At 71.1% G+C, this 24453-nt stretch carries 27 protein-coding genes; 14 read left to right on the plus strand and 13 right to left on the minus strand.

The window, feature by feature from the left end; translation table 11 throughout:
* Nucleotides 1-85: 85 nt before the first annotated feature.
* From ACQ143_RS04565 to galU, 3 genes are all read right to left on the minus strand, one after another.
* Complete coding sequence (locus ACQ143_RS04565; RefSeq protein ID WP_449569499.1) at nt 86-1147, minus strand: large exoprotein; 1062 nt, start codon at nt 1145-1147, stop codon at nt 86-88.
* Between the two features lie 86 nt (nt 1148-1233).
* A complete protein-coding gene (locus ACQ143_RS04570; RefSeq protein ID WP_449569500.1) occupies nt 1234-1863 on the minus strand; it encodes a GNAT family N-acetyltransferase in 630 nt (209 codons plus the stop codon).
* A gap of 25 nt (nt 1864-1888) precedes the next feature.
* Entirely contained in the window at nt 1889-2767 is an 879-nt protein-coding gene (gene galU / locus ACQ143_RS04575) for a UTP--glucose-1-phosphate uridylyltransferase GalU (RefSeq protein WP_449569501.1), read from the minus strand.
* 67 nt (nt 2768-2834) lie between these two features.
* Between galU and ACQ143_RS04580 the strand changes: the two genes are divergently transcribed.
* Genes ACQ143_RS04580 through mscL form a run of 3 tightly spaced genes read left to right on the plus strand, consistent with a single transcriptional unit; the run spans nt 2835 to nt 4192 of the window.
* Nucleotides 2835-3422 carry a 5-formyltetrahydrofolate cyclo-ligase gene (locus ACQ143_RS04580; RefSeq protein WP_449569502.1) on the plus strand — a complete coding sequence of 196 codons (588 nt, stop codon included), beginning with the start codon at nt 2835-2837 and terminating at the stop codon, nt 3420-3422.
* 16 nt (nt 3423-3438) lie between these two features.
* Nucleotides 3439-3744, plus strand: a complete 306-nt coding sequence (locus ACQ143_RS04585; protein WP_449569503.1) for an FmdB family zinc ribbon protein — start codon at nt 3439-3441, stop codon at nt 3742-3744.
* 34 nt (nt 3745-3778) lie between these two features.
* Entirely contained in the window at nt 3779-4192 is a 414-nt protein-coding gene (gene mscL, locus ACQ143_RS04590; RefSeq protein WP_449569504.1) for a large conductance mechanosensitive channel protein MscL, read from the plus strand.
* Between the two features lie 26 nt (nt 4193-4218).
* Here mscL and ACQ143_RS04595 read toward each other — a convergent pair whose 3' ends face one another.
* Both ACQ143_RS04595 and ACQ143_RS04600 read right to left on the minus strand, forming a co-directional pair.
* Nucleotides 4219-4425 carry a hypothetical protein gene (locus tag ACQ143_RS04595; RefSeq protein WP_449569505.1) on the minus strand — a complete coding sequence of 69 codons (207 nt, stop codon included), beginning with the start codon at nt 4423-4425 and terminating at the stop codon, nt 4219-4221.
* Nucleotides 4412-8140: an AAA family ATPase gene (locus tag ACQ143_RS04600; RefSeq protein WP_449569506.1), complete on the minus strand. Its 3729-nt coding sequence runs from the start codon at nt 8138-8140 to the stop codon at nt 4412-4414. Before ACQ143_RS04600 ends, ACQ143_RS04595 begins: the two co-directional genes overlap by 14 nt.
* A 170-nt stretch (nt 8141-8310) precedes the next feature.
* Between ACQ143_RS04600 and ACQ143_RS04605 the strand changes: the two genes are divergently transcribed.
* The 3 genes from ACQ143_RS04605 to ACQ143_RS04615 all read left to right on the plus strand — a co-directional run bounded on the left by ACQ143_RS04605 (nt 8311) and on the right by ACQ143_RS04615 (nt 10454).
* Nucleotides 8311-8850, plus strand: a complete 540-nt coding sequence (locus ACQ143_RS04605; protein WP_449569507.1) for a methylated-DNA--[protein]-cysteine S-methyltransferase — start codon at nt 8311-8313, stop codon at nt 8848-8850.
* A gap of 336 nt (nt 8851-9186) precedes the next feature.
* Nucleotides 9187-10041 carry a helix-turn-helix transcriptional regulator gene (locus ACQ143_RS04610; protein ID WP_449569508.1) on the plus strand — a complete coding sequence of 285 codons (855 nt, stop codon included), beginning with the start codon at nt 9187-9189 and terminating at the stop codon, nt 10039-10041.
* 59 nt (nt 10042-10100) lie between these two features.
* A complete protein-coding gene (locus ACQ143_RS04615) occupies nt 10101-10454 on the plus strand; it encodes a histone-like nucleoid-structuring protein Lsr2 (RefSeq protein ID WP_449569509.1) in 354 nt (117 codons plus the stop codon).
* Nucleotides 10455-10461: 7 nt separating this feature from the next.
* On the opposite strand, the gene poxB is transcribed toward ACQ143_RS04615, so the two are convergent.
* From poxB to ACQ143_RS04630, 3 genes are all read right to left on the minus strand, one after another.
* A complete protein-coding gene (poxB, locus tag ACQ143_RS04620; protein ID WP_449569510.1) occupies nt 10462-12192 on the minus strand; it encodes a ubiquinone-dependent pyruvate dehydrogenase in 1731 nt (576 codons plus the stop codon).
* 92 nt (nt 12193-12284) lie between these two features.
* Nucleotides 12285-13652 carry a serine/threonine-protein kinase gene (locus tag ACQ143_RS04625; protein ID WP_449569511.1) on the minus strand — a complete coding sequence of 456 codons (1368 nt, stop codon included), beginning with the start codon at nt 13650-13652 and terminating at the stop codon, nt 12285-12287.
* A gap of 366 nt (nt 13653-14018) precedes the next feature.
* Nucleotides 14019-14411, minus strand: coding sequence for a VOC family protein (locus ACQ143_RS04630; protein WP_449569512.1), 393 nt, complete (start codon nt 14409-14411; stop codon nt 14019-14021).
* Nucleotides 14412-14522: 111 nt separating this feature from the next.
* On the opposite strand from ACQ143_RS04630, the gene ACQ143_RS04635 reads away from it, so the two are divergent.
* Entirely contained in the window at nt 14523-14687 is a 165-nt protein-coding gene (locus ACQ143_RS04635) for a hypothetical protein (RefSeq protein ID WP_449569513.1), read from the plus strand.
* 47 nt (nt 14688-14734) lie between these two features.
* On the opposite strand, the gene ACQ143_RS04640 is transcribed toward ACQ143_RS04635, so the two are convergent.
* From ACQ143_RS04640 to ACQ143_RS04650, 3 genes are read right to left on the minus strand one after another with little or no spacing between them, the layout of a single operon-like run.
* Nucleotides 14735-15292 carry an alpha/beta fold hydrolase gene (locus tag ACQ143_RS04640; RefSeq protein WP_449569514.1) on the minus strand — a complete coding sequence of 186 codons (558 nt, stop codon included), beginning with the start codon at nt 15290-15292 and terminating at the stop codon, nt 14735-14737.
* Between the two features lie 48 nt (nt 15293-15340).
* Nucleotides 15341-15742, minus strand: coding sequence for a PIN-like domain-containing protein (locus ACQ143_RS04645; protein ID WP_449569515.1), 402 nt, complete (start codon nt 15740-15742; stop codon nt 15341-15343).
* 20 nt (nt 15743-15762) lie between these two features.
* On the minus strand, nt 15763-16443 hold the full coding sequence (locus ACQ143_RS04650) for a DUF433 domain-containing protein (protein WP_449569516.1): 681 nt from the start codon (nt 16441-16443) through the stop codon (nt 15763-15765).
* Between the two features lie 150 nt (nt 16444-16593).
* Between ACQ143_RS04650 and ACQ143_RS04655 the strand changes: the two genes are divergently transcribed.
* The 6 genes from ACQ143_RS04655 (at nt 16594) to ACQ143_RS04680 (ending at nt 22764) form a co-directional block, all read left to right on the plus strand.
* Nucleotides 16594-17559, plus strand: a complete 966-nt coding sequence (locus tag ACQ143_RS04655) for a TIGR03885 family FMN-dependent LLM class oxidoreductase (protein ID WP_449569517.1) — start codon at nt 16594-16596, stop codon at nt 17557-17559.
* Nucleotides 17556-19217 (plus strand): alpha-amylase family protein, encoded by a 1662-nt coding sequence (locus tag ACQ143_RS04660; protein ID WP_449569518.1) that lies wholly within the window; start codon nt 17556-17558, stop codon nt 19215-19217. The genes ACQ143_RS04655 and ACQ143_RS04660 overlap by 4 nt, the downstream gene beginning before the upstream one ends.
* Nucleotides 19218-19219: 2 nt before the next feature.
* A complete protein-coding gene (locus tag ACQ143_RS04665) occupies nt 19220-20005 on the plus strand; it encodes a glycosyltransferase family 2 protein (protein WP_449569519.1) in 786 nt (261 codons plus the stop codon).
* Entirely contained in the window at nt 20002-20820 is an 819-nt protein-coding gene (locus ACQ143_RS04670; RefSeq protein WP_449569520.1) for an endonuclease/exonuclease/phosphatase family protein, read from the plus strand. The genes ACQ143_RS04665 and ACQ143_RS04670 overlap by 4 nt, the downstream gene beginning before the upstream one ends.
* Complete coding sequence (locus ACQ143_RS04675) at nt 20817-21392, plus strand: hypothetical protein (protein WP_449569521.1); 576 nt, start codon at nt 20817-20819, stop codon at nt 21390-21392. Before ACQ143_RS04670 ends, ACQ143_RS04675 begins: the two co-directional genes overlap by 4 nt.
* A gap of 469 nt (nt 21393-21861) precedes the next feature.
* Entirely contained in the window at nt 21862-22764 is a 903-nt protein-coding gene (locus tag ACQ143_RS04680) for a GIY-YIG nuclease family protein (RefSeq protein WP_449569522.1), read from the plus strand.
* Between the two features lie 182 nt (nt 22765-22946).
* Here ACQ143_RS04680 and ACQ143_RS04685 read toward each other — a convergent pair whose 3' ends face one another.
* Both ACQ143_RS04685 and ACQ143_RS04690 read right to left on the minus strand, forming a co-directional pair.
* Complete coding sequence (locus ACQ143_RS04685) at nt 22947-23795, minus strand: hypothetical protein (protein WP_449569523.1); 849 nt, start codon at nt 23793-23795, stop codon at nt 22947-22949.
* A gap of 15 nt (nt 23796-23810) precedes the next feature.
* Nucleotides 23811-24056 carry a hypothetical protein gene (locus ACQ143_RS04690; protein WP_449569524.1) on the minus strand — a complete coding sequence of 82 codons (246 nt, stop codon included), beginning with the start codon at nt 24054-24056 and terminating at the stop codon, nt 23811-23813.
* A gap of 41 nt (nt 24057-24097) precedes the next feature.
* Between ACQ143_RS04690 and ACQ143_RS04695 the strand changes: the two genes are divergently transcribed.
* A complete protein-coding gene (locus tag ACQ143_RS04695; RefSeq protein WP_449569525.1) occupies nt 24098-24451 on the plus strand; it encodes a hypothetical protein in 354 nt (117 codons plus the stop codon).
* The last annotated feature ends 2 nt before the right edge of the window (nt 24452-24453 follow it).

A 24453-nucleotide genomic window follows, 5' to 3' on the forward strand; every position in this document is an offset into this window, starting at 1 on the left:
AAGAACCTGAAGTAGATTATCACGCTCGCGGGCACCCGATTGACCGCGTGCCGCGTCCACATGGTGGAGGCAGCGTGAACCCCGCCTACTGGCCGGCGGCGCGGCGCTCGAGCAGCGACCGCACGTGCGCTTCGATCTGCGCGTCGTCGGCGGGGCCGGTGAAGGTCTCGGCGGCAGGGCGGGCACGGCGTGCGGTGTCGATCGACGGCGGCGCGGCCTGCGCGGCCCGTTCGCGGATCGCGTCGTCGACCGCGGCCCGGCGCACGGCGTCGCGGGCGGCGGCCCCGTCGAGCACGGCGGCGGCGCGCGAGCCCGCCGACGCGGTGAGCGGCCGCGGAAGCTCCCGCGGCGTCCACGAGGGCGTCTCGGGGTCCATGATCCGGCCGGGGGCCGATGCCACGGTGCGGCCGACCTCGACCGGCGCCACGCGGGCGACGGCACGGCGCTGCACGGCCGCCATCTGCCGGAGCACGAGCGCGCACGCGGTCAGGAGGGCCACGCCGGCCCAGAGCAGCAGCTGCCCGGCACCGGCGATCACCTGTGCGATGCCCCAGCCGGTCAGCGCGACGGCCGCCACGGCCAGGACGGTCGTCGCCAGGCGGACGCGGCGGCGGGCCTGGGCACGGCGCAGAGCGGGCTCGGCCAGCGCCGCGGCGGCCTCACGGCGGGCACGCTCACGGGCGGCGGCGATCTGGGCGCGCGTGGCCGCGGATTCGGCCTTGGCCTGCTCGCGGGCCGCGACCGCTTCGGCCTTCGCCCGTTCCCGGGCGGCGAGCGCCTCCGCACGGGCGCGTTCCCGCGAGACGGCAGATTCGGCGCGGGCCCGTTCACTGGCGACGGCGGCTTCGGCACGTGCGGCACGCAGCTGGGCGCGGGCGACGTCGAGCTCGGCCTGCTCGCGTTCGGTCTGGGCGCGCTTGGCCAGCTTCTGCTGTGCGGCGGCGGTGCGGGCGTTCAGCTCGAGCCGCACCTCTTCGGGGGTCTCGCTGGTCTCCGCCAGCACCCGCAGCGCGCGGTTCAGTCGCAGGGCGTTGCGCTCGGCCGCGTCGTACTGGTGCCGGCCGTGCCACGACGGCAGCAGGTAGATCAGCCACAGCCCGACCGCCACCAACGCGATCACCCCGCCACCGAGAACCTGCCCACCCATGTGGTCAAAGGTAAGCGGATCAGGCCCTGCGAGCCCGGCGCCACACCGCGTGTCTGAGGTTCGAGTTCAACTCGAAGGTTCCCGTGTCACGAGGGCAGCCGGTCGGCAGGCGGCACGGCGGCCTGTTCCGTCGGCGCCCGACCCGAGATCCAGCGCTGCAGCACGCCCTCGGGCACTTCTTCCCGCACGAGCGCGAACGCGTAGTGGTCGCGCCAGTCCCCGTCGATGTGGATGTACCGGCGCCGCAGCCCCTCATAGCGGAAACCGAGCTTCTCGACGACGCGGAGGCTGGCCCGGTTCTCCGGCCGGATGCAGATCTCCATCCGGTGCAGGTTCAGCTCCGTGAAGCACAGGTCGGTGGCCAGTGCGACGCTGGTGGGGGTAATGTCGCGGCCGGCGAACCGCTCGCTGACCCAGTAGCCGATGGTGGCCGACGCCAGGGACCCGCGCGCGATGCCCCACACGTTCAGCTGCCCGGCGATCTGGCCGTGGTACTCCATGACCAGCGGCACTCCCCCGCCGTCACGGTACTGCTGCAGCAGCCGGCGGATGCCCACGCGCATGTCGAACGACACCGGCCCGTCGGGGCTCGTCGCCTCCCACGGCCGCAGCCACGACCGGTTGCCCAGCAGTTCGTCCTGCAGGGTGCGCGCATCGCGCTGCCGTACGAGGCGGATCGCGATCGGTCCGTGCTGGCGGGGTGTCGTCAGATCCACCCGCGTACTCCTCGACGAGGCGGCGTCAGATCTGCGCCGCGAATTCCTTCAGCCACGGGCGGATGTCGGGGCCGAGGTCGTCTCGATCCGCGGCGATCTGCACGATGGCCTTGATGTAGTCCACCCTATCGCCGGTGTCGTAGCGGCGGCCGCGGAACACGACGCCGAGCACGCCGTCGGTGACCGCCAGCTCCTGCAGCGCGTCGGTCAGCTGGATCTCGCCGCCCTTGCCCGGCGGGGTGCGCTCGAGGATCTCGAACACCTTCGGCGGCAGCACGTAGCGGCCGATGATGGCGTAGTTCGACGGCGCGTCCTCTTTCTTCGGCTTCTCGACCAGGCCGGTGACCTTCACGATGCGCTCGTCGTCGGTGGCCTCGACGGCGGCGGCGCCGTACATGTGGATCTGGTCGGGGTCGACCTCCATGAGCGCGACGACCGTGAGCCCGGTGCGCTCGTGAGCATCGAGCATGGTGGTCAGCAGCTCATCGCGCTCGTCGATCAGGTCGTCACCGAGCAGGACCGCGAACGAGGCATCGCCGACGTGGGCCCGCGCCCGTGACACGGCGTGGCCGAGACCCTTGGGCTCACCTTGGCGCACATAGTGGATGTCGGCCAGCGCCGTCGACTTCTGCACCCGCGTGAGCCGGTCGTGGTCGCCCTTGTTCTGCAGCACCGCCTCGAGCTCGGGCATCGCGTCGAAGTGGTTGGAGATGTTGTTCTTGTTGCGGCCGAGGATGATCAGCACGTCGTCGATACCGGCCGCGGCCGCCTCTTCGACCACGTACTGGATGGCCGGCTTGTCGACCACCGGCAGCATCTCCTTGGGCATGGCCTTCGTCGCCGGCAGGAAGCGGGTGCCGAGGCCGGCGGCAGGGATGACGGCTTTGATGCGGTTGGCAGACATGATGCACACTCTAGCGATCCGCGGCGACGCCGCCCGGCATCCCGTGTCCCCCATTTATGATCGGAGGATGGGTGACGGCATCGACGACGCGAAGCGCGCCATGCGCGCCGACCTGCGCGAGCGCCGTCAGCAGCGCTCCGAGCAGGCGAACGAGGCCGCCGCCGCCGGCATCCGCGAGCAGCTCGACGCCCTCGTGGAGCGGTTCGACGTCACGACGATGTCCTGCTACCTGTCGACCACGATCGAGCCCGGCACCCGCGAGTTCATCTCCGCCGCGGTGGAACGGGGCATCCGCGTGCTGCTGCCGCTGACCCGCGCCGACGGGCTTCTGGACTGGACCGTCGCCGATCCCGAGGCGGAGATCGTCGAGGCCGCGTTCGGCGTGCCCGAGCCCGTGTCCGAGGTGCTCAGCCCGCTCGCGGTGCACGAGGTCGACCTCATGGTGATCCCCGCGGCCGCCGTCGACATGCACGGCACGCGTCTGGGCTGGGGTCGCGGCTACTTCGACAAGACCCTCGGCTCGATGGAGCGCCGCCCACCCGTCTACGCCGTCGTCTTCGACTCCGAACTGGTCGACGAGGTCCCCCGGGACCTGCACGACCAGCCTGTCACCGGGGTCGTCACCCCCACCCGCACCGTCACTTTGACCGACTGATATCCACCGAGGATCCATGCCCACCTACGCCTACGCCTGCACGCAGTGCAGCCACACCTTCGACGCCGTCCAGTCCTTCTCCGAGCCTTCGCTCACCGACTGCCCGCAGTGCCAGGGCGCGCTGCGCAAGCAGTACGGGTCGATCGGGGTCACCTTCAACGGATCGGGCTTCTACCGCACCGATTCGCGCTCCGGCTCCTCCACGGCGAAGGACTCGGCGCCGGCGAAGAGCTCGTCCGAGGCCGGCAGTGGCGCGAAGAGCACGACTTCGACATCATCGAAGACCGAGGCAAAAGCTTCGCCCGCTCCGTCGGGTTCCTGACCTCGGCCGTCGGCCGCTCACTGAAAGCACGCACATGATCCAGGGATTCAAAGAGTTCATCCTGCGCGGAAACGTCATCGACCTGGCCGTCGCCGTGGTCATCGGTGCCGCCTTCACGGGCATCGTGAACGCCGCCGTCGACGGACTGATCAACCCGCTCATCGCGTTCTTCTTCTCCGCCGAGAGCCTGTACGCGCTGACGTGGACGGTCACGAACCTGCAGGGCGGCGTGACGACGTTCGGCTACGGCGCGATCCTGGGCGCCATCGTCAACTTCCTCGCCGTGGCCGTGGTGGTCTACTTCGCGTTCGTCATGCCGATGAACAAGCTCAAGGAGCGTCAGGCCGCGAAGGCGGGCGTCACCGAGGAGCCCGAGCTGCCCACCGAGCAGGAGCTGCTCGTCCAGATCCGCGATCTGCTCGAGAAGAACCAGACCCCGCGCGTCTGACGCGCCGGCAGCGCGGGAGCCGTCGCTCAATAGTGCGGCGGCACGTCCCGTCGCAGCCGCTCATCGTTGGGCCCGGGGGTGGATGCCGGGGGCCCACCGGCCTGTCCGGCATCCGACGCGTCGGCGGCGACCGGCTCCGCGCTCGTGCCGGGCGCCGGGGTCAGTCGCACACGCCGGCCACCGGCGACCCGCACGATGCGCTGCCGGTCGGGCTGCGGCTCACTCTCCGACATCGATCGGCTGGGTCGTGGTGTCGGCCGACGGTGTCTCCGGCTCGACCCCGAGGATCGCCGCCACCCGCGTCGCCACCCCGGCCGGATCGCTGTACAGGTCGAAGGCGTGCACGCGCACGTAGTGCCAGCCGAGCCGGCGCAGGATCTGGGGGCGCAGCCGCAACGCCTCCCGCAGCGACTCCCCGATCGTCTCGGGGTCGCATTCGGCGACGACGGCCTTGCCGCGGTACTGCGCGACCAGGGGCAGCAGCCCACGGTAGTCGACGTCGACGGAGACCCCGAGACTGCGCAGCTTCTCCGCCAGGGTGAGCGTGAGCGGGTCGGCGAGGTCTTCGAGCCGCGACTCGCGGGCCCGGGCGGCGATGCCGCCGAGGATGGACATCAGCGTCGCCGCCCCGTATTCGAGCCGGCCCTCGTCGAACGCGGACGGCCGGATCGACGAGACGATCACCATCGAGCGCCGGGCGCGGGTCATCCCCACCGTGAGCAGCCGCTCCCCGTCGGGGCGCGACAGGTCACCGAAGTCGGTGAGCACGCGGCCGTGGCGGGTCAGGCCGAATCCGAGGGAGAAGATGACGCGATCGCGGCTCTCGGCCACCGACTCCTCGAGGCCGAGCACGGCGAACGGCTCGGCGGTGTCGCGGCCGACGAAGTCGGCGACGTCGGAGCGGCCGGCGAACGCGGTCTCGACGGCGGCGCGCACGCGTTCGGCGTGCCGCGTCGAGGCGGTCACGACCATGAGCGACTCGGTGGGGCGGTTGACGGCGTGCTCGACCACGAGGTTCACCACACGGGCGACCTCGGCATCGGGGCTCTCCACGGCGCCGGTGATCGGGTCGGGAGCGCCGGTGCCGCCCTCCACATAGTCGACGCTCAGGCTGCCGCGACCCAGGTACGAGCCGGCCCACGGCAGCGACACGATCTCGCCGCCGTAGTAGGCGTCATTGACCAGGGCGGCGAGGTCCTCCCCGCCGGCGCGGTAGCTGTGCGTGAGCTTCTCGACCGGCAGCAGCTCGGCCAGGCGCTCGAACACGCTGCGCTCGTCGAACTCGACCTCGGGCTCTTCCTCGTCCTCGAGCCCGAACCCGGCCGCGAGGTGGAAGCGGGTGGGCTTCTGCGTGACCGGGTCGCCGAACAGCACGACCTGGCGGGCGCGGCGCAGCGCAGGCGCCGCCTCGGCCACGCACAGGGCGGCGGCGTCGGCGATGATGACGACGTCGAACTCCGGCCGGTCCGGGATCGCGGGCACCTCGTAGGGGGATGCCAGCCACACCGGCGCCAGGGTGCGCATCAGCGTGGGTGCGGCGGCGACGAGCTCGCGCGGCGTGGCCGTGCGGGCGCGCAGCGCCGTCTTGAGTGCTTCGGCCTCGGCGGCCTCGTCGACGATCGCGACCTTCCAGCGGGTGGCCAGGTCGGCGGCCAGCAGCGGACCGGACGACGCGGCGTGCGCCTCGTCGACGAGGCGGAAGTCGCGCTCGAGCCGTTCCACCACCGAGGTGTTGGCGCCCAGCAGTGCCCGGTCGGTGCGCAGCATGGCCTCCAGGGCCGACTGCCACCAGGCGAACTCGAACTCGTGGGCGACGCGCTCTTCGGGCACGTGCTTGACCGACAGCTCGGTGAGCAGCGGCTCCAGGCCCAGCGCCGCCAGCTCCCCGCGCAGGGTGGCGCGCTCGACCAGGTTGTCGAACACGTCCGATTCGGCGGCGAGGCCGGCCAGGGTGCGCAGCAGCTGCGGGATCGGCAGCGACGCGAGCGGGGTGCTGCGGCCGAGCGCGGCGTCGAGCTCGGACAGGTGCGCGTCCACCCGCTGCCAGCCGGTGGCGACGTCGTCGAGGCCGAGCGGGATCTCCGGGGTGACCCCGGCATCCACCAGTTCCTGCCATTGGGCACGCTGCTGCTGCACCCGCACGAGCGCCTCGTGCATGTCGGTGATGTGCATGCCCGGCCGCACGTACTCGCGTGACAGGCGGCGCAGCCGGCGCCGGTTCGCGCCGGACATGGTGCGGGCCCCGCGCGCGGAGTGAGCTTCGATGAGCTCGCCCAGCGGCCGCTCGAACACGGTGAGGCTGAACCGGTCGAGGGAGGCGCGGATGCCCTGCAGCAGCCGGATGTAAGCGCCCATCTCGGCGACCGTCGTGAACGGCCGCATGCGGGTCTGCCCGATCAGCTCATACCCGCGCTCGAGGATCGCGGGCACCTCGGTGCGGTACAGACGTGTCGCGAGCGCGTGGGCCGAGGTGGCCTGCTCGTGGGTGTCGAAGGTGACGCCGTACCAGGGCGAGTCGTTCGGGCCGAACCGGAACTCGCCCAGCCGTGCCGCGGTGGCCAGCGCCGACGCCGCTTCGGCGCGGCGGGTCGACAGGGTCTGCAGCGTGCGCAGGTCGAAGCGGGTGGTGACCACGGGGGCCGGGCCGTTCTGCGTGAGCACCGACAGGGTGCGCAGCGCCTCGAGCGCGGAGACGCCGATCTGCGGGTGCACGCCGCTGAGGGCCTGTCGGTAGTCGCGCAGCACCGTGCGCAGCCGCACCAGGGCGTCGTCGACCTCGGCGACCTTGGGCTGGGTGGCCTTCTCGTTGCGGCTGATGGCGCGGATGAGGTCGCGGTGCAGGTACCGGGGCGAGACGGCCAGGCCCGGCAGCCCGATGCCGGTCAGACGGTGCGCGACGCCCTCGAGCGTGGAGCGGCGGGCGCTGACGACGAGTACCCGCTTGCCCGCGCGCACGAGTTCGCCGACGGCGTTGATCACCGTCTGGGTCCCGCCGGTGCCCGGCAGGGTGTGCACCGCCAGCGACTGCCCCGCGATGATGCGGGCGAGCACCCGCTCCTGCTCACCGTCGGCGTCCAGCAGCAGGCGATCGGATGCCGGCGGACGGTCGTCCGGATCGGTCGGGGTCGGGACGGGGCGCCGGAGGCTGAGCTCCTGGCGGGCTGCGTCGTGGCCGGCGAGGGCGTTGAGCACGAGGTGATCCAGGTCGGCGGCGTCGCGCTCCATGTCGGCGGCGACGTCGGCGAAGGTCGACACGACCAGGCGCGGTTTGACGGTGAAGGTCGCCACGTGCGCGGTCAGCGCGCGCAGGTGGTCGATCACCGGTTGCGGCTTGAAGACCCCGTCGTCGTAGGCGAGGGGTGCCAGGGCGCGGCCGTCGAGGGAGATGCCGAAGTGCGTGCGCGCGGCCTCGACCAGCTCGGGGTTGACGGTGAAGGTGCCGTGCAGCTTCAGGTCGAAGTCGTTGTGGTGCCGGCGGATGGCGAGCGGGCGCAGCAGCACCGGCGCGGTGCAGCTGATGCCGCCGATGCGCCAACTGGCCATGCCGACGGCCAGGTGCACCGTGTCCAGTCCGCGGGTGGTGCGCAGCTCCACGTCCTTGGCGGCGATGCGCTCGGCCGCCTGGCGGGCGGTGTGCAGGCCCACCTCGTCGCGGAACAGGTTCGACAGCAGCGTCGACCGCCCGGTGATGAACTGCGGCAGGCTGCCGGGGTGGGCGCGGGTGATGTCGATGCCGGCGTCGGTGTCGTCGGCGAAATGCAGCAATGTCGACCGGCCGCCCAGCTGCGCCGCCTCTTCGCGCAGACGGGCGCGTTCGGGCTCGGCGACATGGGTCACGACGACCTCCGGATCGGACAGGCCGAGGTCCGACGGGGTCACCGCATCAGCGTGCTCGGCCCCGCTGTCGCCGCGCACGGCTCCGCCCTCTGCTCGCCACACACGACACACCCTAAGCGCGGCACGGGTCTTCGGGCCGCAGGTGCCGCGAGTTTCGTGCTATTTCCCGGCTCCGCGCCGCGCCGGTCAGCGGTTCCTCCCCAGCCGGGAGGCAGCCGGCATCCCTCCACAGATCGGGCGCCCGGCCTGCGGGCGTCGGCGCCGCGCTTCATGATGGACCCATGACCAGCACAGCGCTCTCGGCGCACCCGACGCCGATCGGCCAGGCCCTCATCGTCGTCAGCGACGAGGGCCTGGTCGCCCTCCACGTGCGTGACGACCCCCGCGACGGCGCCCTGGCCGCCCTCGGGCTGCGGCTGGGCTCGGTGCCGCGCGAGTCGGCCGCCGCGACCGAGACCGTGACCACGCAGCTCGACGAGTACTTCGCCGGCGAGCGCCGGGCGTTCGACCTGGCGCTCGACTGGCGCCTGGTGTCCGGCTTCACGCAGGCCGCCCTGCAGGCGGTGTGCGAGATCCCCTACGGGGAGACTGCCTCGTACGGTGAGATCGCGATCCGCGCCGGCTCCCCCGGCGCCCACCGCGCCGTGGGCACCGCCTGCGCGCGCACGCCGATGTCGATCGTGGTGCCCGCCCACCGCGTCGTGCGCAGCGACGGGTCGATCGGCGACTACGGCGCGCACCCCGACCGCAAGCGGTTCCTCATCGATCTCGAAGACCGGGTGGCCGCCGGCCTGCCGGCGGAGTCCGCCCATCCGCGCTGACGCCACCCGATCGTCCGGACCGTGCCCGGCGCGTAGGCCGCCCGGCACATGACGACGCGGCCCCGGAGCCCACCCGCCGGGGCCGCGTCGCCCTCACGCTGTGCGTCGTGCGCGGCTCAGTGCTGCACCGCCTTCTCGGCGCCGTAGCCGGTGAGGGTTGTTCAGCGGCCAGATCGCCGTGCCCACGTTGCGGAACACGCTCGTGTCGGTGCCCCAGAACACGGGCGACAGGACGATCAGCACGATGGCGGCGCCCGCCGACGGCGACAGACCGCGTGGTATCGTCGACGCTACGAAGACGGCAGAGTCGCCGTCACCCCCGAAAGTAGGTAGCGCGTGGGATCACCGGTCGACATCGACAGTGATGCCCGACTGGTCGCACCGGCCGTCGCCGATCTGGCGAGCCACACGCAATTTCCGGTGATCTTCGCCGGCCTCGAGCACAACGGCGCCGTGCATGTGTCGGCGATCGCCGGCGCTCGCACCCACAGCATCGACGGCCTCGTCGTCGAGCGCGGCCGGGGCCTGGGCGGCGCGGCCATGGTCGAGAAGCGCCCCCGCCTCGCGCTGGAGTACCGCAACGCCCGCTCCATCACCCACCACTACGACCGGGCGATCCTGGGGGAAGGGATCTCGACGCTCGTGGCCGTGCCGGTCGTGGTCGGCGGTCGCCCGCGCGGCATGATCTACTGCGGCTCGTGGACACGGCAACCGGTCGGCGATCTGGTCGCCGGCCCCGTGTTCCGCGCCGCTGAGGCGATCTCGACCGAACTGCGGGTGCACGACGAGGTCGAGCGGCGGCTGGCGGCCGTGCCGCGCACCGAGCCCATCGCGACCCTGCCGGCATCCGCGCAGGAGGATCTGCGCGAGAGCTTCGCCGAACTGCGCACCATCGCCGCCTCGGTCACCGACGAGAGCCTGCGCCAGCGCCTGGCCGCCGTCGAGCGCCGCCTGGCCGCGATCGCGCAGGACCGTCCCGATCACCTGCCGCTGGAAGTGCCGATCTCGCCGCGCGAGCTCGACGTGCTGGCCTGCGCGGCGCTGGGCTCGACCAACGCCGAGATCGCCGCGGCGCTGAACCTCCGCGAGGGCACGGTCAAGTCCTACCTGCAGTCGGCGATGGCCAAGCTCGACGCGTCGACGCGTCACGCGGCGGTCGCCCGCGCCCGGCGGGCGGGCCTGCTGCCCTGATCCCGCGTGTCGGGCCGCGGCTCTGTCGCCCCGGCATCCACCCTCGATAGGCTCAGCCCATGGCCCGACGAATCGTGCACCAGCTCGTAGACGACCTGGACGGCACCGTGCTCGAGGTGGGTGAGGGCGAGACCGTGCTGTTCTCGCTCGACGGCACCGCCTACGAGATCGACCTCACCGACAGCAACGCCGCCGCCCTGCGCGAGGCGCTGGCCCCCTACGTCGCCGCGGCGCGCGCGGTCTCGGCCCGGTCCGCGGCCCCCTCCACCGGCGGCCGCCGCCGGCAGCAAAAGCGGGCGGGGCAGCGCGACTACGCGCCCATCCGCGCGTGGGCGGTTGAGAACGGCTACACCGTCTCCGAGCGGGGCCGGGTGCCGGCCGCCGTGCTCGAGGCGTACGACGCGGCGCACTGACCGGCGGCTACCCGAACAGCCGCCGCCACACGTTGGTGTCGGCCAGATCGATCAGCTCGTCGCCGCGGCCGGACATGACGGTGCGCAGCGCCCACAGCGTGAACCCCTTCGCCTGGGCGAAGGTGATCGCCGGCGGGATCGACAGCTCGTCGCGCGCCGTGACGACGTCCACCAGCGCGGGCCCCTCGATCGCGAGCGCCGTCGCCAGCCCGTCGCGCAGGTGCTCGCCCTGCTCGACGCGGATGCCGGTGATGCCCATCGACTCGGCGACCGCGGCGAAGTCGGGGTTGTCCAGCTCGGTACCGTAGGTGAGGATGCCGGCGGCTTTCATCTCGAGTTCGACGAAGTTCAGCGACGAGTTGTTGAACACGACGATCTTGACCGGCAGGTTGTTCTGCCGGATCGACAACAGGTCGCCCATCAGCATCGACAGGCCGCCGTCACCGGCGAGGGCGACGACCTGCCGTGACCGGTCAGCCGCCTGCGCGCCGAGCGCCTGGGGCAGGGCGCCTGCCATCGAGCCGTGGATGAACGATCCGAGCAGGCGGCGGTGCCCGTTCATGGTGAGGTAGCGCGCGGCCCAGATGACGGGGCTGCCGACATCGGCGGTGAAGACGGCGTCCGGCGCCGCGAGCTCGTCGATGAGCCGGGCGACGTACTGCGGGTGCAGCGGGGACTTGCCGTCGTCGACGGCGAGGTCGTCCAGCTGGGTGCGGGTCTTGCGGTAGTGCTCGACGCTCTCGGTCAGGTGCTGGCCGTTGCGCCCGGCCTCGATGAACGGCAGCAGCGCCGTGACCGTCTCGCGCACCCCGCCGACCAAGCCGACGTCGATCGGCGTGCGCCGGCCCAGCTGCTCGCCGCGGATGTCCACCTGCACGACCTTCGCCCGCTCGGGGAAGAACTGACGGTACGGGAAGTCCGTGCCCAGCATCAGCAGCGCGTCGCAGCGTTCCATGGCGCGGTAGCCGGACGCGAAGCCCAGCAGGCCGGTCATGCCGACGTCGTGCGGGTTGTCCCACTCGATGTGCTCCTTGCCGCGCAGGGCGTGCACGATCGGCGCCTGCAGCGCGTCGGCCAGCGCGATCACCTCGTCGTGCGCCCCGGCCACGCCGGCGCCGGCGAGGATGGTGACCTTCTTCGCGTCGTTGAGCACGTCGGCCGCGCCGCGCAGCTCGGTCTCGATCGGCACGACACGGCTGAGGGCGCGGCGGATCGGCGCCGAGGCGCGACGGTCGGGCGCGTCGCGGAAGAACACGTCGCCGGGCACTACGACCACCGCGACACCGCGCTTCTCGACGGCGCTGCGCATCGCGATCTCCAGCACCCACGGCAGCTGCGACGGGTCGCCGACCATCTCGCAGTACACGCTGCACTCACGGAACAGCTCCTGCGGGTGGGTCTCCTGGAAGTACCCGCCCCCGATCTCGGACGACGGGATGTGCGAGGCAATCGCCAGCACCGGCACCCGGTTGCGGTGAGCGTCGAACAGCCCGTTGATGAAGTGCAGGTTACCCGGCCCGCACGACCCGGCGACCACGGCGAGGTCGCCGGTCAGCTCGGCGTCGGCGCCGGCGGCGAACGCGGCGGCCTCTTCGTGGCGCATGTGCAGCCACTCGATGCGGCCGTCGCGGCGCAGCGCGTCGGTGAGGGCGTTGAGCGAATCGCCCGCCAGCCCCCAGATGCGCTCGACGCCCGCGCCGGTCAAGGTCTCGACGAAGTATTCAGCGACGTTGGCCATGGCGCACACCGTACCCGCGACGCCGCCGGCTTCCCACCCCCTTGCGCGTCCGCACTCCACTCATCAATGGCGTGCGAAGTGTCACCGCTGCGTCAGGATCCGCGGCCGTTGCCGCTGTTCCCGTTGGCGCCGCCGTTGCCGTTGCCGCTGTTGCCGGCGCCGCCGCTACCGCTGTTCCCGCTGCCGCTGTTCCCGTTCCCGCTGTTGTTGCCCGGCCCCTTGTTCGGGTTGTCGGCCGGCTGCTCGCCGCCGGTGTCGGCGCCGTCGTCCTGCACCACCGGTGCGACCTCCTCTGCCGGCGGGGTGGTCGGATCGACGGGCGCCTCGACGGCCACCGTCTCCTCGTCGATGGGCGACACCGGCGCCTCCCGACCGGCGCCGGGGGTGGCCAGCGCGAGTGCCGCGATGAGGGCGGCGCCCGTCAGCGCGACGAGGGCACCCGCCGACCAGGCGACACCGCGCCGCCGCGTGCGCGCGGGGGCCGCGTGTGCGGGCATCGCCGCGGTGGGCACGGGGGCGGCCACCGCGGCCGGGGTCACCGGCGGCAGCGGCTGGGTCTGACCCACTTCATACGCGGCGGTCGCCTGCTCGGCCCGAAGCGCGGCCAGCTCGCCCGGGGTCCCGAGGGCGGCGGCGCGCGCGGCGACCTCGGCGGCGGTGGGGCGCGCGGCCGGTTCGTGGGCGGTCATGGCGGTCAGCAGCGCGGCCCAGTCGGCGGCGAGTGCGGGCGGCATATCGGGCTGCCGGGCGAGGCGCGCGAGGATCGTCGCCTGCACGGAGTGGTTCCCGAACGGATGCCGGCCGGTGAGCGCTTCGAGGACGACCAGGCCCAGCGCGTAGACGTCCGAGGCGGGCAGCGGCGGCTCCCCCCGCACCTGTTCGGGCGCGAGGTAGGCGGCGGTGCCGATGACGGTGCCCGGTGAGGTGAGGCGGGCGGCGTCGATGAAGTGCGCGACGCCGAAGTCGGCGAGCACGGTCTGGGTCGCGGTGCCGTCCGGGGTCGGGCGCAGCAGCACGTTGGAGGGCTTGACATCGCGGTGCACGACTCCCCCGGCGTGCACGGTCGCCAACGCCGCGGCGAGCTCGGAGAGCACGGCGCGGATCTGGTCGCCGTCGAGGTCGCCGGCATCCATGCGTTCGCGCAGCGTCGGCCCGTCGACGAACTCCATGACCAGGAAGGCGGTCTCGCCGGATTCGACGTGTGCGTCGTACAGGGTCACGAGCGACGGGTGGCTGAGCGCGGCGAGGACCTTCGCCTCGGCCGCACGGCGCAGGGTGTCCGGACTGTGCTGCGCGCCGTCGGCGGGGAAGAGCTTGACGGCGACGTCACGGCCCAGCAGCTCGTCGCGGGCACGGTAGACGCGGGCCATGCCGCCGGTGCCGACGCGTTCGATGAGCCGGTAGCGGCCGGCGAGCAGTTCGCCGGTGCGGGGTGAGGCCACGCTGAGGAGGTCGGACATCGCAGAGCCGGGTGGGCCGCCCGGTCACCTCCTTCGGGATGAGGACGTCGATGCCGGCTCGGGTCGCCGACAAGTGACGCGTGCGACGCTACGGTGCCGACGCGGCGGCGGGCAGGGTCTGGCAATCTCGACGCTCACGCGGCATAATGCCCCCGCGCCGCTGCGGCGGGAGCTCCCCCGGTCGCGACCGCGGCGTCACCGCACGGCGTTGTCGCGCGACTCCCGCGTCGACCACCATGCCCACGCGACGAGCACGGGCTGGAAGAACAGCCGCGCGAACCGCTTCTTGTCGGTATCGAGTCCGAAGCCGTCACGACGGTTCGCCCACTGGCTGATGTTGCCCGGGAACAGCTCCGAAGCGGGCCGTCAGTCGGCCGTGTCGGGCCAGGCTGCGATGTCGACGCCGTGGTTCTCGGGAGAGGCGAGCAACCACCAGGAGGGGGCGTGGGTGTCGTCGACGAGCCGGCCGCCGGCGGCGAGCGCGGCATCCACTCGCGCCTGTGCCTGGTCGGCCGGCACGTACACGTCGAAGTGGGTGCGCCCGCGCCCCGGCGCGTCGCCCGAGATCGGATTGAACGCGAGCGGGGGTCCACAGCGCAGCGGGTCGATGGCATCGGTGTCGCCGAGCGGCGCATAGCCCAGAGCGGCCATGAAGAACGGGCGCACGTCGGCGCCGGAGTGCTGGGCGACGTAGATGCCGATCGACTGCGCGCGCGACGGGTCGGCGGGCAGCTGCAGCTCGGCGGCGGCCTGAGACACGGCGGCGGCGAACTCGGGCGCCGCCGCCGGAATGCCGCCGGAATGCCGCCGGGGTCGCGGTACGGAACGCGCACGACGACGCCTTCGGGTCGCAGGTCGATGTCGGGGTGGATGCCGAAGCTCTCACCCGCGGCCACGATCGGCGCCACGAGGGCGACGGCCTGGCTCAGCGACGTGGCGGTGAACACCGCCTGCGGGCCGGCGGCGGCGATCCGCCAGTCGGCGACCCCCGGCGCCTGGTGGAACGCGGCCGTCGAGATCGCGTCCGAGCCGTGAATCGATTCGTGCATGGCAATCCCCCTCGATCATCGGCAGAGGTGGGCTTACTCCGCCTCTGCCACTCCCGCAGCTACCGCCCGGATGTCGGCTGCCACCGCGGACAGGTCATCGCCCAGCTGGTGCCCGCCGGTCACGGTGCGCACCACCGCGCCGGGGATGGCCGCCGCGTACAGGTCCCGGTGCGCGAACGGGACGATGTCGTCGTCTTCGGCCGCGTAGAGGAAGACCGGAACCGATGGCAGAGCCCGGCCGAACCCCGCAGCGAGCTCGAAGCCCTCGAACGTCCAGTCGGGGTCGCCACCGGGGTACGGCGTCGCGATGAGGAAGAGTCCCGCGACCGCGACCGACGGCCCGGCCGCCAGGTGCTTGACCGCAAGATACCCGCCGATCGAGTGCGCGACCACGAACACCGGCGTCCGCGGCCGCTCGAGGGCGTGACCGATCGTGCGCAGCCACGGTTCCTCGCCGGGTTCCTCTTCGGGCAGCCGCGGGTAGTCGATGGTGTCATCGCCGCCCAGGCGCCGCGCGAGGTCGGCCACCATGCGCGCGTCCTCGTCGTACGCGCCCGCGCCGGCGCCGTGCAGAAAGATGATGTTCGCCATCGGTGCCACCCGTTCCCACGCGGCGCCTGTGCCGTCGCGTGACGGATGCTACCCGACCTCCCGCAGTTTCACTTGCCTCAGCCCGGACGACGTCAGCATGAGCGCCCAGGGCCCGGACCCCAGCTTGACTACCTCCCTGCCGAGCCGCGGTTCATGCTTCGTGAAGAGGTCGAATTGGTCCCGAGGCCCCAGGTCTCGCTTTCCACCAATCCAAACGGCGCGAATGCCGTACTCGCGATACGCCGCGAGCTCAGCGGGTCGCGTTCGGATGCGTTTGTCGCGTGTGAGGACGATGAACTGTCGGCTTGCAACGACGGGCATCCACTCAAGGTCAGGCGTGCCTAGCGGCACTTCCGGAAGCTTCGGATGACCGGGGAACACAACATCGTCGCGTCCACTTCTGAGCAGGAGTTTGCCTAGGCCTAGGGCGTTCTCGTCGGCGAAGTACACCGGAGTCCACCCTCGGCCCGTCAGGCCGCGCGCTCGCTGCTCGCTATGAGTTCGAATCGGAGCGCTGCGTCGACCTGAGCAGTCGTCAGGTCGTAGAGGTCGGCCAGGTCTTCACGGGAGGTTCCCGCTCGGAAGTCCTCGGCCAGCGACTCCGTCCGGACATTGCGAATCGCCGGCTGCCCGAACGAGTGCGCCGGGTCTATCACTACCTCGGGAGTGCGCGGGTCGGGCCACAGCCGCCTCACGACACCTGCATCGTATTCGACGGCGGCGTTGAACCGCTCCGTGGCCTCGGTGAGCATCAGTTGGCCGCTGCGGACGACGACGAGGCGCAGAGACCGGTCCAGCCCGACCTCATCCTGAACGACGCGCACCAACTCGCGGCCTTCAACATCCAAGAATGGGCGCGCATGAGCGAGTGGGTAGCGTCCGAACTCAGCGCGGAGACGAACGATCGCGGGCCGCAGCTTCTGCACAGGGACGTGTTTGCTGCGGAACTCTGCAAGGAAGCGCGCCTCGACCATCTCGCCCCAGGTCACGACATCACCGCCGGTGGGCTCATCGCGGAGCACCGGATCGTAGTACTTGCCCGCGCGCGTGTACCCCTCGAGCCAGCGCCGTGACGTACCGGAGTGCAGACCGACGATGCGATCCACGTCCGAGTACGAGTAGATCGCGCGATCCAGCAGGGTGTCCGCCATAGCTCCCATCATGACACCTGCCTCCGACGGCGGTGCGGCGAGTGGCCGTCGAGTCGTCGCTCACTTCCCTGACCGAGCCCCCTTTTGCGCATCCGCGGGGAGAACGCAAGGTGCTGTTGCCGCGCGGCGGCAGCGGCCAGACTCACGGCCATGGTGTTCATCGGTTATCACGCCTCGCACGAGCAGGCACCGCCCAGCCGGCTATTGGATGCCGTGGTCTTGGCCGAGCGGGTCGGGTTCGACGGGGCGATGTGCTCCGACCATCTCGCGCCGTGGGGTGTCGCCCAGGGTGAGTCCGGTCACGCATGGAGCTGGCTGGGCGCCGCCCTGGCATCCACCTCGTTCAGCATCGGGGTCGTGACCGCTCCCGGCCAGCGCTACCACCCCGCCATCACCGCGCAGGCGATCGCGACGCTCGAAGAGATGCACCCGGGCCGGTTCTGGGCCGCGCTCGGCAGCGGCGAGGCCGTCAACGAGCATGTCACCGGCGAAACGTGGCCGGCCAAGTCGCACCGCAACGAGCGTCTGCGACAGAGCGCCGAGGTGATCCGGGAGCTGCTCGACGGGCGCGAAGTCACCCGTGACGGCCCTGTCCGGGTACACCGCGCGCGGGTGTGGTCGCGCCCCGCCGCTCCCCCGCCGCTGCTCGGCGCCGCGGTGACCGCCGAGACCGCCGGGTGGCTCGCCGGCTGGGCCGACGGCCTGGCGACGGTGGCGCAGCCGCCGGACGTGCTCGCCGAGGTGCTGGCCGCATACCGGAACGCCGGCGGCGACGGCCCGTGCGTGCTGCAGGTGCACGTGGCGTGGGAGGCCACCGAGCGGGAGGCGCTGGACGTGCTGCGCGCGCAGTGGCGGCACGCCGCGATCTCCGGGGTCTCGCTGTGGGACATCGAGCAGCCCGAGGACTTCGACGCCCTCGCCGGCGACCCGACCGACGACGAGCTGCGCCAGGGGGCCCTGGTGGCGACGGATGCCGGTGACCTCGCCGCGCAGATCGCGCACCTGGTGCACCTCGGCTTCGACCGGGTCTACGTGCACCCGGTCAACCCCGACCAGCGCACGTTCCTGACCCGCGCCGAACACGAACTGCTGCCGGCTCTGAGGAGGGCGCTGTGAAGATCACCGACACCAGTGACCTGTGGTGGAAGACGGCCGTCATCTACTGCCTGGACGTCGAGACCTACATGGACGACGACGGCGACGGCACCGGCGACTTCGCCGGGCTTGCCCACCGCATCGACTACCTCGCGGACCTCGGCATCACGTGCCTGTGGCTCATGCCGTTCTACCCGACGCCCGACCGCGACGACGGGTACGACGTCACCGACCATTACGGCGTCGACCGGCGCCTGGGCAATCACGGCGACTTCGTCGAGGTGATCCGCACGGCCGCCGACCGTGGCATCCGCGTCATCGTCGACCTGGTCGCCAACCACACGTCCGACAAGCATCCCTGGTTCGTGGCGGCGCGGCGCAGCAAGACCTCGCCGTACCGCGACTTCTACGTGTGGCGGGACACCCCGCCGAAGAAGCAGCAGCCGACGGTGTTCCCCGGCGAAGAGGCGAGCGTGTGGGAGCTCGACGAGCGCACCGGTCAGTACTTCCAGCACGTGTTCTACGCGCACCAGCCCGATCTGAACATCGCGAACCCGCGGGTACGCGACGAGATCGCCAAGACCATGGGGTTCTGGCTGGCGCTGGGGGTCACCGGGTTCCGCATCGACGCCGTCCCGTTCCTCATCGACCCGCCGGAGGGCGTCGACCTGGGCGACCCGCACGAGTTCCTCCGCGACCTCAAGCGGTTCCTGCAGCGCCGGGCGGGGTCGGCCGCGCTGCTGGGCGAGGTGAACCTGCCGTTCGACCAGCAGATCGACTTCTTCGGCGGTGAGCGCGGCGGTGAACTCGACCTGCAGTTCGACTTCGTGTCGATGCAGGCACTGTATCTGTCGCTGGCCCGCAGCGACCCCGCGCCTCTCATCGAGTCGCTGACGTCCCGGCCGGCGGTGCCGCCCGAGGCGGCGTGGGCGAACTTCGTGCGCAATCACGACGAGCTCACCCTCGACAAGCTGAGCGACGCCGAGCGGGAGGAGGTGTTCGAGGCGTTCGCGCCCGACGAGTCCCAGCGGGTCTACGGGCGCGGCATCACGCGCCGGCTGCCGCCGATGCTGGGCGGCGACCCGCGCCGCGTGCGCATGGTCTACAGCCTGCTGTTCGCCCTGCCTGGCACCCCCGTGCTGTTCTACGGCGAAGAGATCGGCATGGGCGAGAACATCGAGGTGCCCGGCCGCCAATCGGTGCGCACACCCATGCAGTGGACCAGCGGCAAGAACGGCGGGTTCTCGACCGCCGCGCCCAGCCGCCTGGTGGCCCCGCCGCCCGGTGACGGCTACGCGCCCGTGCATGTGAACGTGCAGCAGCAGCGCAACGACGACGCGTCGCTGCTGCAGTTCATCCGGCAGCTGATCACCCGGTACCGGTCCTCCCCCGAGATCGGGTGGGGCACTCTCGAGATCCTCGACCACGACGGCGCCGGCGTGCTCGCCCACGCCGTGCGGGCCGACGTCGGCCACTTCATGGCACTGCACAACTTCACCGATGTGCCGGTGTCGCTGACCGTCGATGTGGGCGAGGTCGAGCCGGACTGCATGCTGCTCGATCTGTTCAGCCCCGAGACGATCGCGCTGGAGGACGGCCGGAAGGCGACCTTCGAGCTGGCGCCCTATGGATACCGGTGGCTGCGCGTCTCGGCTCCCGGCGACACCCGCATCGCGTGACCATGTCCGACTCGCCCTTGGTCGTGTCCGTCGTCATCCCGGTGAAGGATGACGCGGAAGCTCTCGAGCGCTGCTTGCGCGCACTGCGGCTGCAGCGCCGCCGCCCCGACGAGATCGTCGTGGTCGACAACGGGTCGATCGATGGATCGGCGCAGGTGGCCCGCGCGGCCGGCGCGCGCGTCATCCGGTGCGACGAGCCCGGCATCCCGGCGGCGGCGACGGCCGGCTATGACGCCGCAACGGGCGATGTGATCCTGCGATTGGATGCCGATTGTGTGCCGAGCCGGGACTGGGTGCACGTCATGGCGTCGGCCTTCGAGCGGCGACCCGATGTGGCGGTGTTCACGGGCGGCGCCCGTTTCGCCGATGGGCCGCGGGCGCTGCGGACGTCCCTGGCCGCGGTGTACCTCGGCGCGTACACCGTCGCGACCGTGCCGGCGCTCGGCCATCTGCCGGTGTTCGGGTCGAACCTGGCCTTCCGGCGCGCGGCGTGGCGCAGTGTGCGCCGGCACGTGCACCGGCACGACCCCGAGCTGCACGACGACCTCGACCTCGCGTACCACTTCGGTGAGCGCCACCGCATCCGGTATCTGCCCGCCGCGGCGATGGGCATGTCGATGCGCCCGTTCGCGCCCGGCGCGGCGTTCGGCCGACGCGTGGTGCGCGGCTTCCGCACCGTCGTGGTGCACTGGCCCGATGACTTCCCGCCGGTGCGGTGGCAGCGGCTGCTGTTGCGCCGTGCACTGCACCGCCGCGGGGTGCCGACGAGACGGCGGTCGCTGCGATGAGTGTGGACCCCCTCATCGGGCCGGTGCAGCCGCCCGCGCTGCACGTGATGACGTACAACATCCGCCGCCGCGCGTCGGGTCCGTTCGTGCGCCCGGCCGACCGGTTGCAGGCACGCCGGCCCCGTCTGGCGGCACTGCTGCGCGCCGAGCAGCCGACGCTGCTGGGTGTGCAGGAGGCCCTGCCCGATCAGGCCATCACCGTGCGCGACGCGCTCGGCGCCCAGTACCGGTTCGTCGGGCACGGGCGTGACGCGGAGGGCCGGGGCGAGGGGTGTCCCCTGTTCTTCGACGCCGAGCGCCTCGAGCTGCTCGGGTGGCGGCAGCTTGCACTGTCGACACGGCCCGAGACGCCGGGGGCACGGTCGTGGGGCGCGCCGTTCCCTCGCGTCGCGGTAGCAGCCACGTTCCGCGACCGCGCGACCGACCGCCGGTTCTTCGTGGTCAACACCCACCTCGATGTGCTCTCGCCGTGGGCGCGGCGGGTCGGAGCGCGAGTGATTCGGGAACGGGTGGAGGCGCAGCCGTGGCCGGCGATCGTCACCGGCGACTTCAACGCGGGGCCGGGCTCGGCGCCCCTCCGCGAGCTGCGCAGCGGTGGGCTGGTGGATGCCTGGGTGACCGCCGACGACCGGGTGACGAGGGAGTGGGACACCTTGACCCGGTATCGTCACCCGCATGCGCGCGGACGGCGGATCGACGGGATCATCGTGTCACCGGACGTGCGCGTGAGCCGCGCGGCGATCGATGCGCGCCAGGTCGACGGCGGGTGGCCGTCGGACCACCTGCCCGTGCACGCCGTGGTGCAGCTGGCATGACGCGCCCCATGGTCGACAACTTCCTGCGTCGCCCGCACGGCGTGGCGGAGATCGTCGCGGACCTGGTGCGGGTGGCGGGGGTGTTGAGCGTGGTCGCGGGTGCGATCTGGGGCTCGGTGACGGATGCCGGCATCCTCGCCCTCGCGCTGCCCGCGCTGCTGGCGCCGCGGTTCGTGGGGGTGCGGCCCGGGTTCGACATCGTGTTCGGGCTGTCGGTGCTCATCGCCGCGTGGAGCAACGTGATCGATCTGTACCGCACCGTGCCCGGCTGGGACCTGGTTGTGCACGTGATCGCGACCGGCCTGATCGCCGCGCTGGTCTACCTCGCGCTCGCGCGGTGGGACATCGTGCCGCGCCCGCCGCGCTCGCGCCGATTGGCCGTGATCTTCACGACGTCGATCGGCCTGGCCGCGAGCGCGGTGTGGGAGATGATCGAGTGGCTCGGCAAGACCTTCATCACCGACGAGATCTTCGTCACCTACACCGACACCATCGGCGACATGGCCGTCGGCGGCCTCGGCGCGCTCATCGCCGGGATCGTGGCCGCGCGGGTGCGGCTGCTGCGGGGGTGAGTGAACGCTCCGACGTTATGCCGCGTCGAGCCGCGTCCTCCGGCCTACTACAGCGCTGCAATGCCACCTTCGAGCCCCACGATTCGGACACTGATGCCTCCCAAGCAAGCGCTGATTGAACGGTCGGATTGCCCCACCATACCGATGGGTGTCGGCGAGATTCGGTATTCTGCCGCGCGCGGCGACCGTGCGGGCTTGCGCCGCGAGCTGTTCGACTGCACGAACGCGAATGATCGCGGCATCCCCCTCGACGTGGCCGCGACTTCGACGTAGACGCGCTCACTCAGATGGGCGATTCAAACGTCGGTGATGGCGACCTCCGCCTCCACTTGCAGTTATTCGCACTTGCAGTTATTCGTGTTCGCAGCCACAGCGGCACATCGATTGTGCGGGCGTCTCGCCCCACCTGACCGGCTCCGCGGCGTGCGCTGCTTGACCTACCAAACGCTCGATCCGATAGGAATGTTGTATGACGATTTCTGGCGGTCCGATCGAGCCCCCCGCGGCTGATTTCGGCAGGGGTGCTGACGACCCCGAAGGCGGAGCCGATCCGACTCCGTCCGTCGAACCAGTACGCGAGCCGACGGCTCGTGAGGAAATTGCCTCGTTGCTCGAGGAGGATGAGTCGCGCCTGGGCGATGTGTACCGACTCCACGTAATTGAAGGGCTTTCACCGCAGGAAGTCGCTGACCGCCTTAACGTCGCGACGATCGGGTTCGTGTACGGATATCGGGCACGCATCGATGCCATATTGGACGGAAGAGTGACTGCAGGTGTAACCCTGCAGTCTCAAGTGACCGCCGCGGTCCGGTCCTTTGTGAAACGCAATCGAACTCAGGTCAGCGTGGCTGCAGCCCAGCTATTGGTAAGCAATCTGGCGTTGGCAGAGCAGGCCCTAGTCGAACTCACTTCATCTGAGACCAACGTAGAGGAGCCGGCGCGGGGTGACGACGCTGACGTCGACACCGGTCACCTCGATGGCACGCCCGGCATCTACGCGTTCTCGTACGGGTGGTACCTGGAGAAACCGGTCGACGAGAAGTCAGGAAACACTCTCATAAAGGTCGGTCAGACGACGGACGTTGGGAGCCGTATACGGCAGCACCGCGGCGGCGCGCGAGCTCATATGCCTGAGCCACTAGTAGTTGTCCGTGTCTATACCGCAGGCAACGCGGATCCGGTCACCGTCGAGAAACAGTTCCATCGCTTGCTATCAACAGCCGGTCATACTAACCCGCGCCGCGCTTCCACTCGCCGCGCGAACGAGGTTGGCCAAGAGTGGTTTCTCACGAACGAGGCCTTCTTAGATGCGATCGCTAGCGTGCTCGGATTGAGGACCGAGTACATCGGCCGATCAGCGTTCGTTGAATGATTTCTTCCTCCATCATGTGCCGCTAACGCGACTTTAGACGCAGCAACAACCGTGGATGCTGTATCGACGGCGCCCAGGATCGCTGCAAGTGGGGGTGTCCCGTCCTGTGGGACGCGTTCTTGGACAGCATCTCTTCCCGGAGTACTAGGAAACCCGGCCTCCTATCAGTACGCCGGTGTCTACTACCCCGCCCGGTCCAGAAACACTCCGACCCGCTCGCCGTCGAACACGAACTGCAGGGCGTCGCCGTCGGCGAACTGCGAGCGCAGTTCCTCGGGCACGCGTTCGTCGATCCTGAGTTCCACGGTGGACGGGAAGTTGCCGACGCCGCAGCCGCCCCAATAGCTCCCGTCAATGGACCACGTGTCGGTGCTCTGGTCCACATCCGGTAGCTGGTCCTTCGCGACGATGGTGAAGCAATCGTCCGTGCCGGGCACGTTCATCCCGTAGCTCGCCTCGAAGATCGCCAGCCCGTGGTACTCGAACGTCAGCGAGCTCGCCCCGGCACCGAACCAACCGGTGGGAACCTCGATGGTGCGCGAGGGCTCGAGCGAGGCGATCTGCTCCGCGCCACTCGAGACAGAGACGGGTGTCAGATACGTCACCGCGTAGGTGATGCTCGCCGCGATGGCTGCGGCCGCGACCACCGTGAACGCCCACAGCAGCTTCACCCGCGTGCCCAACCGGCGCGGCGGAGCCGCCTCCGGCGTCGGCTGCGCGTCGACCACGTCGGCACGCCGGTCGAGACCAGGCTCAACGTCCGCACGCCGGTCGAGACCAGATTCGACGTCGGCACGCCGGTCACCATCGGGCTCGACGTCGGCCGGCGGTGCGGCCACCGGCTCGGATTCCTCCACCGTCACGTCAACTTCGTCAGAAACGGCGTCCTCCGAAACCGCCACGGGCGCACCGCGTAGGGCCTCTAGCTCCTCCAACCGGCGCAGCGCAGCGGGATCGTCATGGATGTCGGCCGACGGACCGTAGGCCCGCGCGCGCAGCGCGCGCAACTCGTCGAGGCTCCCGGCATCCATCGCGCGCACCCGATGCTAGGCGACCGGCTGCTTTCGCGTCCGCGGATGCCCCGCGACGAACCAGGCGACAGCGCCGAAGACGGGCAGCGCGAGAATGATGACGAACCACACGAAGGTCTGGATGCCGGTAAGCGCACCGCTCGCACGCACCAGCGACACGATCGCGCTGACCACGAACGCGATCAGCATCAGGGCGACGATGCTCCAGGCGATGTCGTACCCGGTGGGGATCAACGGGTTCGTGGCCTCGAGTATGCGCATGTTGTCATTATGCCGAAGTCGCGCGTATAGGGTCGGGGACAATGAGAGTACGCAGACCTCGCACCCCCGCGGGCCTCTTCGTCGCAGCCGCCGGCTGCTACGGGGCCAACTGCGCGCTCGGCACCGCGGTCGCGCTGCGGCTCGTCGACAGCAGCCGGTTCCGGTGGGTGCATCACGCCCTCTACATCGCGACCACGACGGTCACGGCTCTCGCACTGAGCACCGCACTGTGGGGCCGGCCGCGCACGCAGAGCCAGCGTGCGGCACTGGCGACGGCGCCCGCGATGGTGCCCCTCGCGGTGATTCCGTTCGCCGGCACGCGCACCATCCGGCATCCACTCGTCGCGCTGGCGCCCGCGCCGTTTCTGGTCGCCGGCATCATCCGATCGATCTGACA

This window comes from Microbacterium pollutisoli (genome assembly GCF_053586795.1).